12 protein-coding genes and 1 pseudogene are annotated in these 12,795 nt (G+C 60.3%); 1 reads left to right on the forward strand and 12 read right to left on the reverse strand.

What is annotated here, in order from left to right; translation table 11 throughout:
* Positions 1 to 92: 92 nt before the first annotated feature.
* The 11 genes from OMP38_RS07590 to OMP38_RS07640 form a co-directional block, all read right to left on the reverse strand.
* Positions 93 to 1,052 (reverse strand): alpha/beta fold hydrolase, encoded by a 960-nt coding sequence (locus tag OMP38_RS07590; RefSeq protein WP_277564534.1) that lies wholly within the window; start codon positions 1,050 to 1,052, stop codon positions 93 to 95.
* Between the two features lie 137 nt (positions 1,053 to 1,189).
* On the reverse strand, positions 1,190 to 1,849 hold the full coding sequence (locus tag OMP38_RS07595) for an MgtC/SapB family protein (RefSeq protein WP_277564535.1): 660 nt from the start codon (positions 1,847 to 1,849) through the stop codon (positions 1,190 to 1,192).
* A gap of 144 nt (positions 1,850 to 1,993) precedes the next feature.
* A complete protein-coding gene (gene groL, locus OMP38_RS07600; RefSeq protein WP_277564536.1) occupies positions 1,994 to 3,628 on the reverse strand; it encodes a chaperonin GroEL in 1,635 nt (544 codons plus the stop codon).
* 88 nt (positions 3,629 to 3,716) lie between these two features.
* Positions 3,717 to 4,001, reverse strand: a complete 285-nt coding sequence (gene groES / locus OMP38_RS07605) for a co-chaperone GroES (RefSeq protein ID WP_090110743.1) — start codon at positions 3,999 to 4,001, stop codon at positions 3,717 to 3,719.
* 243 nt (positions 4,002 to 4,244) lie between these two features.
* Positions 4,245 to 5,522 carry a methyl-accepting chemotaxis protein gene (locus tag OMP38_RS07610; protein WP_277564537.1) on the reverse strand — a complete coding sequence of 426 codons (1,278 nt, stop codon included), beginning with the start codon at positions 5,520 to 5,522 and terminating at the stop codon, positions 4,245 to 4,247.
* A 570-nt stretch (positions 5,523 to 6,092) separates the two neighbouring features.
* Positions 6,093 to 6,884, reverse strand: a complete 792-nt coding sequence (tatC, locus tag OMP38_RS07615; protein ID WP_277564538.1) for a twin-arginine translocase subunit TatC — start codon at positions 6,882 to 6,884, stop codon at positions 6,093 to 6,095.
* A gap of 128 nt (positions 6,885 to 7,012) precedes the next feature.
* Positions 7,013 to 7,240, reverse strand: a complete 228-nt coding sequence (gene tatA / locus OMP38_RS07620; RefSeq protein ID WP_090110747.1) for a twin-arginine translocase TatA/TatE family subunit — start codon at positions 7,238 to 7,240, stop codon at positions 7,013 to 7,015.
* Positions 7,241 to 7,349: 109 nt separating this feature from the next.
* The gene (locus tag OMP38_RS07625) at positions 7,350 to 8,378 is read right to left on the reverse strand and encodes a molybdopterin-binding protein (protein WP_277564539.1); all 1,029 of its coding nucleotides are present in this window, start codon (positions 8,376 to 8,378) and stop codon (positions 7,350 to 7,352) included.
* Positions 8,378 to 8,872, reverse strand: coding sequence for a MogA/MoaB family molybdenum cofactor biosynthesis protein (locus OMP38_RS07630; RefSeq protein ID WP_090111088.1), 495 nt, complete (start codon positions 8,870 to 8,872; stop codon positions 8,378 to 8,380). Before OMP38_RS07630 ends, OMP38_RS07625 begins: the two co-directional genes overlap by 1 nt.
* 57 nt (positions 8,873 to 8,929) lie before the next feature.
* Positions 8,930 to 9,418, reverse strand: a complete 489-nt coding sequence (gene moaC, locus OMP38_RS07635; protein WP_277564540.1) for a cyclic pyranopterin monophosphate synthase MoaC — start codon at positions 9,416 to 9,418, stop codon at positions 8,930 to 8,932.
* A complete protein-coding gene (locus tag OMP38_RS07640) occupies positions 9,418 to 10,053 on the reverse strand; it encodes a 5-formyltetrahydrofolate cyclo-ligase (RefSeq protein ID WP_277564541.1) in 636 nt (211 codons plus the stop codon). The genes moaC and OMP38_RS07640 overlap by 1 nt, the downstream gene beginning before the upstream one ends.
* A gap of 194 nt (positions 10,054 to 10,247) precedes the next feature.
* Here OMP38_RS07640 and OMP38_RS07645 point away from each other — a divergent pair.
* Positions 10,248 to 12,183, forward strand: a pseudogene (locus tag OMP38_RS07645) (ABC-F family ATP-binding cassette domain-containing protein).
* Between the two features lie 18 nt (positions 12,184 to 12,201).
* Here OMP38_RS07645 and OMP38_RS07650 read toward each other — a convergent pair.
* A complete protein-coding gene (locus tag OMP38_RS07650) occupies positions 12,202 to 12,348 on the reverse strand; it encodes a hypothetical protein (protein WP_277564542.1) in 147 nt (48 codons plus the stop codon).
* Between the last annotated feature and the right edge of the window lie 447 nt (positions 12,349 to 12,795).

Genomic DNA, 12,795 nt, shown 5'->3' on the forward strand with positions numbered 1-12,795 from the left:
GCCATTCACTTCCTCGGGTGAAATAACAAAAGCAGACCCCCCCCGCGCTGGGGGGAGTCCGTACTTTAATGAGTATAGCACGGTATACCGGTTTAGTCCCGCATAAAGAACTGCATCGTTCTGTCGTTCGAGCCCGGCAGGCCTTCGTGCCCGAAGTCGGGATAAACGACGAGATCCTTCTTCGCCGTGATCTTGTTGTAGGCGGCGAACTGCGTCGATGGCGGACAGACCGAGTCCATCAGCCCCACGAACATGAGCACTTCGCCTTGAATGCGATCGGCCAGGTATTGAAGATCGATATAGCCGAGCTTGGTGAATACTTCTTCCTCCCGCTCGTGCGTAGGGTCGAAGCGGCGGAAGTAGTCGCGCAGCTCCTGATACGCGTCCTTCGCCAGGTCCATCTCCCAGACACGCTTGTAGTCGCAAAGGAAAGGGAAGACCGGAGCAAGCTTGGAAATACGCGGTTCAAGCGCCGCACAAGCGATCGTGAGCGCGCCGCCCTGGGAGCCGCCTGCCGCGTAGACGCGGGACGGGTCGACTTCGGGCAGGCCCAGCGCGATGCCCGCAAGCTGCGCCGTGTCGAGGAAGATATGGCGGAACAGCAAATTGTCCGGATGATCGTCCAACCCGCGGATAATATGACCGTTCAGCGTATTGCCCTTCACGCCGCCGACGTCCTCGGACTTGCCGCCTTGACCGCGGGCATCCATCGATAGCACGGAATAGCCCAGCGCCGCGAAAGCGAGCTTGTCGCTCCAATCTCCTGCGCTGCCGGAATAGCCGTGAAACTGAACGACGGCCGGGTGCGGCTCCTGAACGTTTTTAGGACGAATGTACTTCGCGTGAATACGCGCGCCCTGGACGCCGGTGAAGTACAGGTCGAAGCAATCCGCCTGCGGCGTCTGGAATTCGCTCGGAACGAGCTCGACCTGCGGATCGGTCGCCTTCAGTTCGGCGAGCGCGCGCTCCCAGTACTCGTCGAAGTCGGCCGGGCGCGGGTTGCGTCCCCGGTATTCTTTTAGTTGCTCTAATGGCATGTCAAGTGCAGGCACAATGATCTTCCCCTTTGACGATTGGTATGGCGGGATGGCGTTCCCGGCTCCGTCCGCATTGAAGCGTATTCATTGTACCATAGACTGGAAAAGCTGTCCCTTTACAAATCTTGCGTTTTTTGCGCACTTTTATGGCTTTATTGCCATTCGACGTGCCGGACATGGCTCAGTCCGTGCAGCGCCGCAAGCAAGTTTTCCTTGTCGCAAGAAGCGGGCAGCTTGAGCGCCAGATCGACTGACACCCCGCCTTTGTCGTCTCGGTTCGTCTGAATCGCGATCAACGACACCTGAAGCGCCTTCAGCTTGGCGAGCAGGTCTTCCATCGCGCCTTCGCAGTCCTCCAGCCGAATCCCGATATGCTCGGCCGCCGCCTGGCCGATACGCCCGATGGTGCGCTGCAGCAGCGTCTGGCCAAGCACGATCAGCAGCGCCGATCCGGCGCCCACGATGTAGAGCCCCGCGCCGATCGCCATGCCCATACCCGCCGTCGACCACACGCCGGCCGCCGTCGTCAGCCCTTTAACCGTCTGCTTCTGCAGGATGATCATACCCGCCCCCAAAAAGCCGACGCCGCTGACAACCAGCGACGCGATGCGGGACGGGTCGAGCGACACATTTTCCCAATCGCTCTGATCTCTAAAGCCGTACTTGGACAGCACCATCATCAGCGCCGCGCCCATGCCGACGATAAAGTGCGTCTTGATGCCCGCTTCCTTCATCCTGCTCTTGCGTTCGTAACCGATGATCGCTCCGCACAGTCCCGCGGCCGCGATGCGGAGCAGCCATTCCCATTCCATCCGGATCGCGCCCTCTTTCTTCGTAGCCTGTGAAAAATAGTGCCCATAACCGTTTTATTACCCCTGCTGGCGGTTTCCCGCAACGCAAAAAACCGGACTCCGATTGGAGTCCGGTCTGTATGGCTGTATTCGAGGGGGCGTGGATTAGAATCCGCCCATGCCGCCCATATCGCCCATGCCGCCAGGCATGCCGGCAGGCGCTTTGTCCTTCTCGGGCTTGTCGGTGATGACCGCTTCGGTCGTCAGGAACAGGCCGGCGACGGACGCCGCGTTTTGCAGCGCGGAGCGGGTCACCTTCACCGGATCGATGATGCCGGCTTCGAACATGTTGACCCATTCGCCGGTAGCGGCATTGTAGCCGACGCCGACTTCTTCCTTCTTCAGACGCTCGACGATGACCGAGCCTTCTTGGCCGGCGTTGGCAGCGATCGTGCGGATCGGCTCTTCGAGCGAGCGCAGGATGATGTTGACGCCCGTCTTCTCGTCGCCGGTCGCATCGATGGCCGCTACGGCGTTGTATACGTTAACCAGCGCCGTGCCGCCGCCGGATACAATGCCTTCTTCGACGGCTGCGCGAGTCGCGTTGAGCGCGTCTTCGATGCGGAGCTTGCGCTCCTTCAGTTCGGTCTCGGTCGCTGCGCCGACCTTGATGACGGCTACGCCGCCAGCCAGCTTCGCCAGACGCTCTTGGAGCTTTTCGCGGTCGAAGTCGGAGGTCGTCTCTTCGATTTGGGCGCGGATTTGGTTGACGCGCGCTTTGATGTCGTTGGAGTCGCCTGCACCGTCGACGATAATCGTGTTTTCCTTGTTGACGCGAATTTGACGGGCGGAGCCCAGTTGGTTCACGTTCGTGGACTTCAGCTCAAGGCCGAGCTCTTCGGTGATCACTTGACCGCCGGTCAGAGCCGCGATGTCTTGCAGCATCGCCTTGCGGCGGTCGCCGAAGCCAGGCGCCTTGACGGCCACGCAAGTGAACGTGCCGCGCAGACGGTTGACGATCAGCGTCGCTTGCGCTTCGCCTTCGACGTCCTCGGCGATGATCAGCAGCTGCTTGCCGGATTGGACGACCTTCTCGAGGACAGGCAGGATCTCTTGGATGTTAGAGATCTTCTTGTCCGTGATCAGGATGTACGGATTGTCGAGCACCGCTTCCATCTTGTCCGTGTCGGTGATCATATAAGGGGAGACATAGCCGCGGTCGAACTGCATGCCTTCGACGACGTCCAGCTCGGTCAGGAAGCCCTTGGATTCTTCGACGGTGATGACGCCGTCCTTGCCGACCTTCTCCATCGCTTCGGCGATCAGCTTGCCGACTTCTTCGTCAGCCGCGGAAATCGAGGCGACTTGCGCGATGTCGTTGCTGCCTTCGACTTGCTTGGAGATCGCCTTCAGCTGCTCGACTGCCGCGCGAACGGCCTTGTCGATGCCCTTGCGGACGCCCATCGGGTTCGCGCCGGCGGTGACGTTCTTCAGGCCTTCGCGGATGATCGCTTGCGCCAGAACCGTAGCGGTCGTCGTGCCGTCGCCGGCCACGTCGTTCGTCTTGGTCGCGACTTCTTTGACGAGCTGAGCGCCCGCGTTTTCGAACGCGTCCTCGAGCTCGATCTCCTTGGCGATCGTCACGCCGTCGTTCGTGATCAGCGGGGAGCCGAACTTCTTCTCGAGCACGACGTTGCGGCCCTTCGGTCCGAGCGTTACTTTAACGGCATTGGCCAGAGTGTCGACACCGCGGAGCATCGCGCGGCGCGCGTCTTCGCTAAACTTGATTTCCTTAGCCATTCTTCAATAACCCTCCTCGAAAGTGGTTCCCATAATAGGATAGGTACTGCTGCTTGCGATTGCTTATGTCAGCGGTTAATCCGCCGGCTTAGCCGACGATCGCGTGAATGTCGCTTTCTTTCATAATCAAATACTCTTTGCCTTCGTACTTGATCTCGGTTCCCGCATATTTGGAGAACAGAACGCGATCGCCTACGCTGACTTCCAGCGCGATGCGCGCGCCGTCTTTGCCGACTGCGCCGGCGCCTACCGCGATAATGGTGCCTTCTTGCGGCTTTTCCTTGGCCGTGTCCGGCAGAACGATACCGCTCAGCGTCTTTTCTTCCTTGGCGCTTGCTTCGACAAGCACGCGATCACCCAAAGGTTTGATCATGAAAATAGCCTCCTTTTTTTACTCCGTTACGGAGAAGTTTGCGAAGTTTAGCACTCAATCGTGTTAAGTGCTAATAACCAATACCTATAATACTGATTTTGGATAACCATTTCAAGTCCCTTTGCGTTAAAAATGTAAAGGCGGATCCGCATCAAGTGCGAATCCGCGCTCTTTCGACATCCTTTTATCGTTTCCGCAAGAGACCCCGGACTATACGCCTAGGCCGAGGCATTTTGCGTCCGCTTACGTTCTGAAATTGCCGACCAGTGTCTTCAAGCGGGCCGCCATCGTGCTGAGCCTGTCCGCCGTGCGTGCCATCTCTTCCGTGGAGGACAGCTGCTGCTGGCTCATCGCGGTGACTTGCTCGGTGAAGGACGCGTTCTCTTCCGTAATGCGCGTAATGTCGCTAATCGACTGCTGCACCGATTGGCTGCCCGCCGACATCTGCTCGACTGCCGCCGCGACGTCGCCGATATTGGCGCTCAGCTTGCCGACTTCGCCGACGATTTCCCTGAACGCGGACTCCGCGTGCTGCATGCCGGACACGGCGCCGAACACCTGCTCCGCGCTCTGCTCGAACATGGCGGCTACCTTGGTGATGTCGCCGGACATCGCTTCGAGCGTCGTCGCGATCTGCACGGCGGACTGCTGCGTCTGGTCGGCCAGCTTGCGGATCTCGCCGGCGACGACGGCGAAGCCGCGTCCATGCTCGCCAGCGCGAGCGGCCTCGATCGCCGCGTTCAAGGCGAGCAGGTTCGTCTGGCTCGAGATCTCCGAAATGTATCCGATCACTTCAATGACCTTCTCCGACTTGTGATTAAGGCCGCGAACCGTCTCCTGCAGCGAGCGGAACGCCGATTCGACCTGCACGATATCGCTTGAGGCCGACTGAAGCAGCGTGGAACCGCCTTGGGCCCGGTCTCTCGTAAGCTGAGCCGCGTCCGAAACGCCGGTCGTCGTGGAAGCGACCTGCGTCAGCCCGCCGATCGTCTCGGTCATGACGGCCGAGATCTGCTGAGACTGGGAAACTTGCGTCTCCGAGCCGGCGGCTACCCGCTCCACCGCCCTGGATACTTCGCTGCTTACTCTCGCGTTTTCGTCCGCGCCCGTTTTCAGCTGGATGGCGGACGCCGCGAGCTCGGCCGTGTTTTCCCGAAGCTCCTTCATCATCTTCTGAAGGCCGTCCAGCATGGCGTTAGCAGCCGTGGCAAGGTCGCCGACCTCGTCCTTCGTGTATACCGGAATGCGCTGGGTGAGGTCGCCGCCCGAACCCGCGATGTTCTTAAGCGTGCCCGTCACGCCTCCGATCGAATGCAGAAGCTTGCGCGAGACGGTCATCATCGCAAAACCGCCGCCTACCAGGAGAAGCGCGTAAATGACGATTACTTCAACTAATAACGCGGAATGCCCTTTGAACACGGAAGCCGCCGCCAGCAAAATAAACGACAACACCAACAGAACGACCATCGCCACATAACCGATTAAAAACTTCGTTTGCAAGCTGAGTCCCGAATTGCGCATGCTTTACCCCTCCGAATGAATGTCGCTTGCCTTTTCTATGTAAGCACTTCCATTTTAAATCACAGACACATTTTAGCACATGTTCGCAGTGGATAATATCGGATTATGTCGAATACATGAAAGGATTTTAACTTTTTGTCGGCAAACTTGAATCCACTGCCCTAAGCGAACGGTTCTCTTGCCCTATAAGACTGCTTTTATCCCGTTTTAACGGCATCCCCCTTCGGTCAGGCACACCTGCCGAATCGCCTAAGCACTGCCTCATGCAACTCGCGATACCGATGAGCGACCGTGAAAGAATAGAGAGGTGGTGGATGCCCGTTTCGGAGAATGACTGGCGGGAAAGTTGTTGTATAAAGGCAGGATAATCGTTCCAAGCTTAAAATTCGCAGTCTGGAGCTCCCTCCGTGGACGAACGTCTACCGGGTGCCTTTCCTGCTCCGAGGGGATATCGTTCAAACGCGTAGAGAAAGCTATGCCGCCCTCATTGGCTATATCTGGATAAACAAAAAAAAGCGTCTGCCGCGAAGGCTGGGTTAGCCCTCTATGCGGCAAACGCGTCTAAATTCGCTAGTCGTCCTCGTCCAACGCGGCTTCCCGTTCTGCAGCGCGCCGCATACGCTTGCTGTATGCGCTCGCCGACAGCAGCACGCTGATCTCGTAAAGCAGAATGAGCGGCACCGCCACGAGCAGATCCGAGATGACGTCCGGGGGCGTCACGACGACGCCGACGACAGCCATGACGAACCAAGCCAGCTTCCTTAGCTTGCGCAGCAGCAAAGGGCTCAGGATGCCGATCCGGGTCAGAAACAAAATGACGATCGGCAACTCGAACAAGAGCGACATCGGCACCAAGATGTTGAAAAGGAAGCTGAAGTACTGGTTGGCCCCATATACTTGCTTCAGCCCCAGGTTTCTCGTAACCTTCTCCGTAAACGAATACGCCATCGGGAAAATCACGTAGTAGGCGAAAGCCAGCCCGGCCAAAAACATGAAGAGCGCCCCGGGTATGTACCGCAGCGTCGCCCGCTGTTCCTTTTTCCCGAGCGCGGGCTTCACGAACGCCCAAAGCTGGTAAAGCGTGAACGGGATCGCGACGACGAACGAGATGATAAAAGCGAACTTCATATAAAGGCTGATCGCGTCCCACGGCGAGAAGGCGCTAAGGTCGATTTGTCCCGACGGCGCTGCGTCGATAAGATAATCGAACAGCGGCTCCGCGCCGAACAAGCCTCCGACCAGCGCGAGGACCAGCACGATGATGATATAAATAACCCTTTTGCGCAATTCTCCGATATGCTCCATGAGCGGCATTCCGCCCATCTCCAACGTATCGGCGCTTGCGCCCGAGCGCTCCGCCATATGCGACCTCCGCCCCACCGGGCATAAAAAATCAGGACGGCTCACGAAAATCAAGCCGCCCTCCGTATTCGTGAATCGCGTTCGTCCGGGCTAACCGAGTTCATGCCGTTCGGGCGATCTTCAGCCCGTTATTCAGGCAGACGGCGTTCGGCCTTGAGCGGCTCCGCTTCCGGAGCGGCCGCGACCTCGCGGCGAGCCGGACGCTCGCTGTCGTCCATCAGATCGTTTGCGCCCTTCTTGAATTCGCGAAGCGTGCGTCCGAAAGCCTTGCCCAGCTCTGGCAGCTTGTTCGGTCCGAACAGCAGCAAGGCGATTAGGATCAGCAGGATCAAGCCTGATGCGCCAATACCTCCCATGGTTATCCCTCCCCTATCGTGGTGTCTTGACATGCCTGAAAACCGTAAAACGAAATGGCGCATGCTGCGTAAACATGCATCGCGCCCGAAATGAATAAGTTCTGGCCGGTCAACGGTGCAGTCCGCCATAGCCCATCGCGGCGATCTCTTGCCTCGTGATCCGTTCTCCCGCCAATACCTTAGGGAGCAGCACGTCGAACGAGGTATACGGATCGTGCATGACGCAGCCCGGCAATCCGAAGATCGGCACGCCCTCCAAATAGCCGAACAACAGCATCGAGCCCGGGAGCATCGGCGTCCCGTAGCTGACGATCTCGGCTCCCGCGTCGGCGATGGCGCCTGGCGTTCGGTCGTCGGGATCGACGGACATTCCGCCGGATACCAGTATCATATCATAACGCCGTTCAAGGAAGTAGTACAAGTGGTTGACAATTGTTTGTCGGTCGTCCGGCGCGAAGCGCTGCTCGGCCAGCTCCGAACCGAGCGCCTCCAGCTTCGCCCGGACAGCCGGCCCGAACTTGTCCGCGATGCGCCCCGTGAACACCTCGGTCCCCGTGGACAGCAATCCGGCGCGCATTCGGCGCAGCGGCTTGACGCCGATCGGATCCGCGCCGCCGTGCGCCGTCCTGTATCTCGCGACGATCTCCTCCGCCGCGGCGATCTTGGCTTCGGGCACGATGAGCGGAATCGCCCGGGAAGCGGCGAGCGCCTCTCCGGCCTGCACGAATCGTCCGCCGACGATCGTGGCGAGCGCGATCTCGCCCAACCCGTTGATGCCGTCCACCACCTCGCGGGCGATGACGGCGAGACCCGGCCTCGCAGCACTGAGCGTCACCTTTCCCTCATGGGGTTCGCCGTACACGATCCCTTCTCCGCCGAGCGAAGCAGCCAGCCGAAGCGCGGCGTCGTCCTCGTGCAAATCTCCCGGCGCGAGCTCGATGACGTAAAGATGCTCCTTGCCGATGTCCTTCAGCTTCGGAATGTCTTCCGCGGTGACGCGGTGACCCTTGCTGAACAACCTCCCTTTGAAGGACCCGGGCAAAATCTGCGTCAGGTCGTGCGCAAGCGTCAGCCCGACGGCATCCTCCACCTTCACCTCGCGAAGCACCGTCTCGTGCGGCTTGGAAGGATTGCTCATCAGTAATCTCGGTCCTTCCCGATGCCGGACACGAGCAGCAAGGCGTCGGGCAACTGATCCATGATCGCCATCAGCATGTCGTTGACGCCCTTCGGGTCGCCCGGCAGATTAACGATCAGCGAGCGGCCGCGGATGGCGATGACGCCGCGGTAGAGCATATAGTGCCTGCTTCGCTGCATGACCGCCGCCCGCATCGCTTCGGTCATGCCGGGAACCGTCCGCTCGGACACCATCAACGTCGCCTCGGGCGTCACGTCGCGCAGTCCGAGACTGGTCCCGCCCGTCGTCAGCACCAGATCGGCCTGAAAGTAGTCGCACATCTCGATCAGGGCGGCGCGCAGCTCGTCCTGTTCGTCGGGCACGACGCGATAGTCGACGATCTCCCCGCCAAGCTCCTCCTCGACCAGCTCCCGGATGACCTGCGCGCTCGTATCCTCGCGTTCGCCCCGGGAGCCTTTGTCGCTGGCTGTAAGCAGCGCTACTTTCCAAATCATGCCCATCCCCCCCATTCGCGTCTCCTCAAACTTCGCAGCGGTTTCGGCTCGGCCGGCCTAACCTTCCGCGCGGTAATCTCCGCTCTTGCCGCCTGTCTTGCTCTGCAGCATCGTCGGCCCGATCACCATGTCCTTCTGCAGCGCCTTGCACATATCGTAGACCGTCAGCGCGGCCGCCGACACCGCCGTCAGCGCCTCCATCTCGACGCCGGTCTTGCCCGTCGTCTTGACCTCGGCCGCGATCGTCAGCGTGTCGTCGCCGCTCGTGCCGAACTTCACGTTCACGCCAGTCAGCGGCAGCGGATGGCACATCGGGATCCAATCGGACGTCCGCTTGGCGGCTTGAATGGCCGCGACCTGCGCGACCGCCAGCACGTCTCCCTTCTCCACCGTACGGTCCAAAATCCGCGCCAGCGTCGATGGCGCCATCTTGATCCGGCTCTCGGCGACAGCCGTGCGCGCCGTCACGGCCTTGTCCGATACGTCTACCATGACGGCGCGGCCCTGTTCGTTAAAATGCGTCAATCGTCCTTCGCCGCCGGTCATCAAGGCCCCTCCTCCGCAATCCAAATCAATCCTTCTTCCGTCGCCACGCCCTGGAGCGCCAGATCGTGCGTCTCCTTGGGCAAGGCTTCGTCGGACAGCTGAAGCGCATAGCCAAAGCCGATCCAGTAGGGCAGCCGCCCCGGTCCGATCGCCTTGGCCAGACGGTCGTAGTACCCCCCGCCATAGCCGAGTCTGCCGCCCTGCCTGTCGAAGGCCATGCCCGGAACCAGCACCGCGTCGGGACGTTCGCCCGCCGCAAGCGGTTCCGTGCGAAGCGGATCCGGACTCGGGACGCCGTAGCGCTCCGGCCGCCAGTCTGCCGCCGAAGCGACGACCCGCAGCTCCATGCCGCCGCCATCCTCCCGAATGCGGGGCGCGACCGCCCGATGGCCTGCCGCGACGCACCAATCCAGCACGCCCGCCGGATCGGCCTCCGAGCGGAATGCGCCGTACAAGACCACGGTCAGCGGCCGCCCCAGCTTCTGGCTAAGCGGCTGCAACGCCTGCGCGATGACGATGTCGCAGAGCCTGCGCGAACGCGCCTCGTGCTCGTCCGGCGCCAGAGCGTCGCGCCGGGCCGCCATCGCCTTGCGCAGCGCGGGCTTCTCCGTGCCGCTCGGCTCCTTTGCACTCATCCGCCATCCCTCGTCCATTGCTATTCATATTCATAGATAGCAACAGTGTATCATTTTTCCGTTACGTACGCCAAAGAGCTTTTTCACAGAAAATGGCCCCGTTCTCCTTCGTCTGCCCTCGCGCGCTTTGGACGTTCAAGCAGATTTGCGATAAACTTGATTCAACTAAAAGATCTCGTTCGGAGGGAATCCTCTTGCTTTTACAAGCATCCGGCATCGTCAAGCACTACGGCGTCACCCCTATATTAGAAGGCGTCTCGCTGCAAATCGGCGAACGCGACCGCATCGGCCTCGTCGGCGTGAACGGGGCGGGCAAGTCCACCTTCCTGAAGATCCTGGCTGGCGAACTCGACTCCGATCAAGGCTCGGTGTCCAAGCCGCGCGAGCTGCGGATCGGTTATTTGGCGCAAAACAGCGGGCTGGCCCCGCAACTGACCATCCAGGAAGTGATGAACGCCGCGTTCGGCCCGCTGCTCGAGCAGGAGCGGGCGCTCGGACGCCTCGAAGCGCGCATCGCCGATCCGGCCGAGCAAGCCGACGCGGCCCGTTACGAAGCGCTGCTCGCCCAGTACGCCGACGCGAACGACCGGTTCCGCGAAGCCGGCGGCTTCGAGATGAACAACCGCATCCGGGCCGTGCTTCACGGCATGGGCTTCGGCGACTTCGCGCCCCAAACGGTCGTCTCATCGCTGAGCGGCGGGCAGCGGACGCGCCTTGCGCTCGCCAGGCTGCTCGTCGTGCAGCCCGAGCTGCTGCTGCTGGACGAACCGACGAACCACCTCGACATCGACACGCTGACGTGGCTCGAGCAATACTTGCGCACGTACTCGGGCGCGATGGTCATCGTTTCGCACGACCGTTACTTTTTAGACGCGACCGTCTCTTCTATCGTCGAGATCGAACGCCAAGCGGCGACGCGCTACACCGGCAATTATACGCGCTTCATGGAGCTCAAGGCGGCGGATTTCGCGCAGAAGGTCAAACTGTACGATCAGCAGCGCAAGGAGATTCAACGGATGGAGGAGTTCATCCAGAAGAACATCGTTCGCGCGACCACCACGCGCCGCGCGCAGAGCCGGCGGAACGCGCTCGAACGCATCGAACGGCTCGAGCGTCCGGGCACGCTGAAGCAGGCGAGCTTCTCCTTCTCGGCCGAAAGGCGCACGGGCAAAGACGTGCTGCAAGTGTACGATGCGTCGGCCGCGCCTGTGGCAGACATCAGCCCCCCTGTTCAGGCATGTAGGCTTCGAGGCCAAGCGCGGCGAGCGCATCGCGCTGCTTGGTCCCAACGGCGTCGGCAAGACGACCCTGCTGCGCGCGCTGGTCGGTCAGCTTCCGCTCGCGGCGGGCACGATCCGCTGGGGCACCGGCGTGCAGCTCGGCTATTATGACCAGGAGCAGCGCGGCCTCAATCCGGCCAACACGGTGCTGGAAGAAGTCTGGAGTCAATATCCCATGCTGCCCGAAGCGGAGATCCGAACCGTGCTCGGCAACTTTCTGTTCAGCGGAGAAGACGTGCGCAAGACCGTCGGATCGCTTAGCGGCGGGGAAAAGGCGCGCGTCGCGCTGTCCAAGCTCATGCTGATGAAGGCCAACGTGCTTGTGCTCGACGAACCGACGAACCATCTGGACCTATGGAGCCGCGAGGTGCTCGAAGGCGCCTTGGAGGAGTACGACGGCACGCTGCTGTTCGTGTCCCACGACCGTTACTTCCTGAACAGGCTCGCGGATCGCGTCGTGGAGCTCGGACCTGAAGGGGCCGTGCATTTCCTGGGAAATTATGACGAAATGGTCGCAAAAAAGCGCGAATTGGAGGAGTGGGCCGCCGCTTCTGCCGCCGGCGGCGCTTCGTCTGCATCCGGCGCGTCCCAGTCCGCTCTGTCGCCCGTAACCGATTATGAGGCCGACAAGCAGGCCAAGCGAGAAGAACGCGCGAAGCAACGCAAACGGGAACAAGCCGAAGCGGACATCTCGACGCTGGAGACGGAGATCACGGCGCTCGAGGAAGAGATGGCGCTGCCGGAAGTGTGCACCGACTTCGTCCGGCTGCGCGAGGTTCAGTCGAAGCTGGAAGAGAAACAGCTGGCGCTAGAGACGACCTTCGCCTTGTGGGAATCGTTGATGGAGTGAGCGAAAGCGCCTGCCGTATCAGCGTTCGGGAACTTTGCCCACATAAAGCAAATGCGGCGATGCGCCGAGAATCGTGGGTTCATCGGCCAGCTTGAATACGTCCGTATCCAGATATGCCCGGATGCCCCGGTCAAGTGCCGCATGGTGGCCATCGATCGGGATCAAGCAAATACGTCGCCGCCCGTCTTCGTCACCCGACGAAGCTCCCGGGCGGCTTTTTCTCGCTGCGCCGTCCGCATCGGACCGACAGACCCGTCAGCGCGACCCGATACCCGGCTTGCGCGAGCGCCATCGCATATTCCCCAGAACCTGGCCCGTTGTCCAGTGCGCGTCTTCCCTCTGGAGTATGGCTTCCGATTACTTTGCATGTTGATCAAAAAAATTGACTCCCCCCTTTACGCAATCTTTCACAAAAATTTTAAAAATCTTTTATTCACAACTTTATCCACGATTAATCTTCGACTTCGGTCATAACGACGGTCAGCTTTTCAGTCGAAAAAAAAAGCCTCGTATCGCACTATTCTACAATTGATCAGGCTATAAGAAACTTTGGATTCCCAAGTTACCCCCATAATCCACAATTTCGATGCGACTGTAATGAAAATGTAATCC

Source organism: Cohnella ginsengisoli (genome assembly GCF_029525555.1).
GTDB classification, from domain to species: Bacteria; Bacillota; Bacilli; order Paenibacillales; family Paenibacillaceae; genus Cohnella; species Cohnella ginsengisoli.

What these genes read in the sequence shown, in the direction of transcription:
- groL (WP_277564536.1), bottom strand. Translation starts at nt 3,628, where the DNA reads ATGGCTAAGGAAATCAAGTTTAGCGAAGACGCGCGCCGCGCGATGCTC.
- OMP38_RS07595 (WP_277564535.1), bottom strand. Translation starts at nt 1,849, where the DNA reads ATGGAATGGGAATGGCTGCTCCGCATCGCGGCCGCGGGACTGTGCGGA.
- OMP38_RS07640 (WP_277564541.1), bottom strand. Translation starts at nt 10,053, where the DNA reads ATGAGTGCAAAGGAGCCGAGCGGCACGGAGAAGCCCGCGCTGCGCAAG.
- moaC (WP_277564540.1), bottom strand. Translation starts at nt 9,418, where the DNA reads ATGACCGGCGGCGAAGGACGATTGACGCATTTTAACGAACAGGGCCGC.
- OMP38_RS07630 (WP_090111088.1), bottom strand. Translation starts at nt 8,872, where the DNA reads ATGATTTGGAAAGTAGCGCTGCTTACAGCCAGCGACAAAGGCTCCCGG.
- OMP38_RS07625 (WP_277564539.1), bottom strand. Translation starts at nt 8,378, where the DNA reads ATGAGCAATCCTTCCAAGCCGCACGAGACGGTGCTTCGCGAGGTGAAG.
- OMP38_RS07610 (WP_277564537.1), bottom strand. Translation starts at nt 5,522, where the DNA reads ATGCGCAATTCGGGACTCAGCTTGCAAACGAAGTTTTTAATCGGTTAT.
- tatA (WP_090110747.1), bottom strand. Translation starts at nt 7,240, where the DNA reads ATGGGAGGTATTGGCGCATCAGGCTTGATCCTGCTGATCCTAATCGCC.
- groES (WP_090110743.1), bottom strand. Translation starts at nt 4,001, where the DNA reads ATGATCAAACCTTTGGGTGATCGCGTGCTTGTCGAAGCAAGCGCCAAG.
- tatC (WP_277564538.1), bottom strand. Translation starts at nt 6,884, where the DNA reads ATGGCGGAGCGCTCGGGCGCAAGCGCCGATACGTTGGAGATGGGCGGA.